Origin of the sequence: Streptomyces pseudovenezuelae (assembly GCF_001513955.1) — a bacterium.
In the GTDB taxonomy this organism is placed as follows: Bacteria; Actinomycetota; Actinomycetes; order Streptomycetales; family Streptomycetaceae; genus Streptomyces; species Streptomyces pseudovenezuelae.
Genome location: NZ_KQ948164.1, coordinates 1 through 3958 on the forward strand (window position 1 = coordinate 1; position 3958 = coordinate 3958).

Annotated in this window: 3 protein-coding genes; all 3 read left to right on the forward strand. The window is 71.9% G+C overall.

What is annotated here, in order from left to right; all coding sequences use genetic code 11:
- Nucleotides 1-149 precede the first annotated feature (149 nt).
- The 3 genes from sucC to AQI94_RS42210 all read left to right on the forward strand — a co-directional run bounded on the left by sucC (nucleotide 150) and on the right by AQI94_RS42210 (nucleotide 3843).
- Nucleotides 150-1280: an ADP-forming succinate--CoA ligase subunit beta gene (gene sucC / locus AQI94_RS42200; RefSeq protein WP_031058106.1), complete on the forward strand. Its 1131-nt coding sequence runs from the start codon at nucleotides 150-152 to the stop codon at nucleotides 1278-1280.
- Nucleotides 1281-1291: 11 nt separating this feature from the next.
- Nucleotides 1292-2191: a succinate--CoA ligase subunit alpha gene (sucD, locus tag AQI94_RS42205; protein ID WP_031058104.1), complete on the forward strand. Its 900-nt coding sequence runs from the start codon at nucleotides 1292-1294 to the stop codon at nucleotides 2189-2191.
- Between the two features lie 95 nt (nucleotides 2192-2286).
- Nucleotides 2287-3843 carry an aldehyde dehydrogenase family protein gene (locus AQI94_RS42210; RefSeq protein WP_031058101.1) on the forward strand — a complete coding sequence of 519 codons (1557 nt, stop codon included), beginning with the start codon at nucleotides 2287-2289 and terminating at the stop codon, nucleotides 3841-3843.
- Nucleotides 3844-3958: the final 115 nt, after the last annotated feature.

Sequence of the window (3958 nt, forward strand, 5' to 3'; positions counted from 1 at the left end):
CGTCGTCACGGATCACCTCACGGCCATGTTTGGCACATTGCATACAGTCGACGAATACTGTATGAAGATTGTTATCCCGCATCCGATGGGTGATGTCCAGGGGGCGTGCAGCACTTTTGAGTCGTGCACTTTGAGACGGGAGCCCAAGCATGGACCTGTACGAGCACGAAGCCCGGGAGCTTTTCGAAGAACGCGGGATCCCGGTGCCCAGGGCGGAGGTCACCGACTCCCCACGAGAAGCGCGGGTGATGGCCCGCAGGCTCGGCGGCAGCGTCGTCGTCAAGGCGCAGGTCAAGACCGGCGGCCGGGGCAAGGCGGGCGGGGTGCGGCTCGCCGCCGACCCGGCCGAGGCCGAGCGGACGGCACGCCGGATCCTCGGCATGGACATCAAGGGACACACGGTCGGCAAGGTCATGCTGGCCCAACCCGTCGACATCGAGGCCGAGTTCTACGTCGCCTACGTCCTCGACCGGGCCGCGGGCCGCTTCCTCGCCATCGCCTCGGCGGAGGGCGGCACGGACATAGAGGAGGTCGCCGCGGTTCGCCCGGAAGCGGTCGCCCGGATACCCGTCGACCCCGCCGAGGGCGTCACCTCGGCGAAGGCGGGCGAGATCGCCGAGGCGGCCGGACTGCCGCCGCAGACCGTCGACGTCCTCGTACGCCTGTGGGAGGTGCTGGTCGGCCGGGACGCCGTCCTCGTCGAGGTCAACCCGCTCGTCCGTACCCGGCAGGGGCAGATCCTCGCCCTCGACGGCAAGGTCACCCTCGACGACAACGCCCGCTTCCGGCAGCCCCGTCGGGGCGAGGACAGCAGCACGTACGACAGTCCGCTGGAGGCCGCCGCAGCCGTGAAGGGCCTCAACTACGTGAAGCTCGACGGCGAGGTCGGCATCATCGGCAACGGCGCCGGCCTGGTCATGGCGACCCTCGACGTGGTCGCCGGCTGCGGAGCCCGCCCCGCCAACTTCCTCGACATCGGCGGCGGCGCCTCGGCCCGCGTCATGGCCGACGGACTGACGGTCATCCTGTCGGACCCGGCCGTGAAGTCCGTCCTCGTCAACGTCTTCGGCGGGATCACCGCCTGCGACGCGGTCGCCGAGGGCATCGTGCGGGCCCTGGACGAGGTCCGGCTCACCAAGCCGCTCGTCGTGCGCCTGGACGGCAACAACGCCGTCCGCGGCCGGGCCGTCCTGGCCGAACGGGCCCACCCCCTGGTCCAGCAGGCCACCACCATGGACGGCGCCGCCCGCCGGGCCGCCGAACTCGCCGACGCCGGCTGAAGGAGCGGGACATGGCCATCTTCCTGACCAAGGAGTCCAGGGTCCTCGTCCAGGGCATGACCGGCGGCGAGGGCATGAGACACACCCGGCGCATGCTCGCGGCGGGCACCCACGTGGTCGGCGGCGTCAACCCGCGCAAGGCCGGGCAGAGCGTCGACTTCGACGACCGGGCCGTACCCGTCTTCGGCTCGGTGGCCGAGGGCATACGGGCGACCGGGGCGGACGTCAGCGTCGTCTTCGTGCCACCCGCCTTCGCCGAAGCGGCGGTCGTCGAGGCCGTGGACGCGGGGATCGGGCTCGCGGTCGTCATCACCGAAGGCATTCCCGTCCACGACTCCGTCGCGTTCACCTCGTACGCGAAGAAGAAGGGGACACGGATCATCGGCCCCAACTGCCCCGGCCTGATCACCCCGGGCCAGTCCGACGCCGGCATCATCCCGGCCGACATCACCCGGTCCGGCCGCGTCGGGCTGGTCTCCAAGTCGGGCACGCTCACCTACCAACTCATGCACGAGCTGCGCGACATCGGCTTCTCCACCTGTGTCGGCATCGGCGGAGACCCCGTCGTCGGCACCACCCACATCGACTGCCTGGCCGCCTTCCAGGACGACCCCGACACCGAACTGATCGTCCTCATCGGGGAGATCGGCGGGGACGCGGAGGAGCGGGCGGCCGCGTACATCCGTGAGCACGTCACCAAACCCGTCGTCGGCTACATCGCCGGATTCACCGCGCCCGAGGGACGGACCATGGGCCACGCCGGCGCCATCGTGTCCGGTTCGGCGGGCACGGCGCAGGCGAAGAAGGCGGCGCTGGAGGCGGTCGGCGTCACGGTCGGGAACACCCCCACCGAGACGGCCCGCCTCGTGCTCGCCCTGCTGGACACGGTCCGAGAGGCCCCTCGGGCCTGACCCCGGATCCCACAGCGGCGGACCCGGACCCGTCCGGCCCCGCCGCGTTCCCGCACACCCCGCCCCCGACTGTGCACCGAGAGCGGAGACATCGCATGACCACCACCCTCAACTCCACCCACCTCGTGGTGAAGTCCGGTACCTCCTGGAACGACGCCTGGCAACGCTGCCTCGCGGTCGCCCCCGAGGCCTTCCGCGACGACCGCGTCCTCAACCTCTGGGCCTCCGCCTGGCGGGCCGACGGCCGGGCCCTGCCCGCCACCAGCCCCGTCGACGGCAGCCCGATCGCCGGCCCGCCGCGCCTGGACCGGGAAGCCGCCCACCAGGCCGTCAGCGCCTCCCTCGACCAGCACCGCGCCTGGCGGCACATACGGCTCGACGAGCGCCGGGCCCGGGTCGCGGCCACCCTCGACGCCCTCACCCAGCACCGCGAACTCCTGGCGCTGCTCCTGGTCTGGGAGATCGGCAAGCCCTGGCGGCTCGCGCAGGCGGACGTCGACCGGGCCATCGACGGCGTGCGCTGGTACGTCGACGGCATCGAGCCGATGGTCGAGGGCCGCGCCCCGCTGGACGGCCCGGTGTCCAACATCGCCAGCTGGAACTACCCGATGAGTGTCCTCGTGCACGCCATGCTGGTGCAGGCACTGGCGGGCAACGCCGTCATCGCCAAGACCCCGACCGACGGCGGCGTCGCCTGTCTCACCCTGGCCTGCGCGCTCGCCGCCCGCGAGGGAATCCCCGTCACCCTCGTCAGCGGCAGCGGACGGGAGCTGTCGGAGGCGCTGGTGCGGGCGCCCGAGATCGGCTGTGTCTCCTTCGTCGGCGGCCGCGACACCGGCGCCGCCGTCGCCACGGCCGTCGCCGACCTCGGCAAGCGTCACGTCCTCGAACAGGAGGGACTCAACACCTGGGGCATCTGGAACTACTCCGACTGGGACGCGCTGACCGCCGTCATCCCCAAGCTCTTCGACTACGGCAAACAGCGCTGCACCGCCTATCCGCGGTTCGTCGTCCAGCGCGAGCTGTTCGACGAGTTCCTCACGGCCTACCTGCCCGCGGTGCGCACCCTGCGCCTCGGCCACCCGCTCGCCGTCGAACACCCCGACGACCCCTACCCCGCACTGGACTTCGGACCGGTGATCAACGCGGCCAAGGCGAAGGAACTCCGCGACCAGGTGGCCGAGGCCATCGACCGCGGCGCCGTCCCCGTGCACCGGGGCAGCGAGGCCGACGCCCGCTTCCTGCCCGGCCAGGACACCTCGGCGTACGTCCAGCCGGTCACCCTGCTCAACCCGCCCCCTTCCTCACCCCTGCACCACGCGGAACCCTTCGGCCCGGTCGACACCATCGTCCTGGTCGACACCGAGGCGGAACTGCTGGCCGCGATGAACGCCTCCAACGGCGCCCTGGTGGCCACCCTGTCCACCGACGACCGGGCCACCTTCGACCGGCTCGCCCCGCAGATCCGCGCGTTCAAGATCGGCCACGGCAAGCCGCGTTCCCGAGGCGACCGCGACGAGCTGTTCGGCGGCTTCGGCGCCTCCTGGCGCGGCGCCTTCGTCGGCGGCGAACTGCTGATCCGCGCGGTCACCCAGGGCCCGGCCGGCGAACGGCTGCCCGGCAACTTCCCCGAGTACCAGCTGATGCCGTGAGGCGAGTCCGGGCGGCGCTCCGGCAAGGGGCGCCGCCCGGGCACCGGCGCCCACACGAGGACGCCGGGCCCCGGCGAACACACGACGACGCAGAGATGGGGTGACGAGCATGACC

Excerpts from the sequence above, each read along its gene's own strand:
- sucC (WP_031058106.1), top strand. The coding sequence starts at position 150 with ATGGACCTGTACGAGCACGAAGCCCGGGAGCTTTTCGAAGAACGCGGG.
- sucD (WP_031058104.1), top strand. The coding sequence starts at position 1,292 with ATGGCCATCTTCCTGACCAAGGAGTCCAGGGTCCTCGTCCAGGGCATG.
- AQI94_RS42210 (WP_031058101.1), top strand. The coding sequence starts at position 2,287 with ATGACCACCACCCTCAACTCCACCCACCTCGTGGTGAAGTCCGGTACC.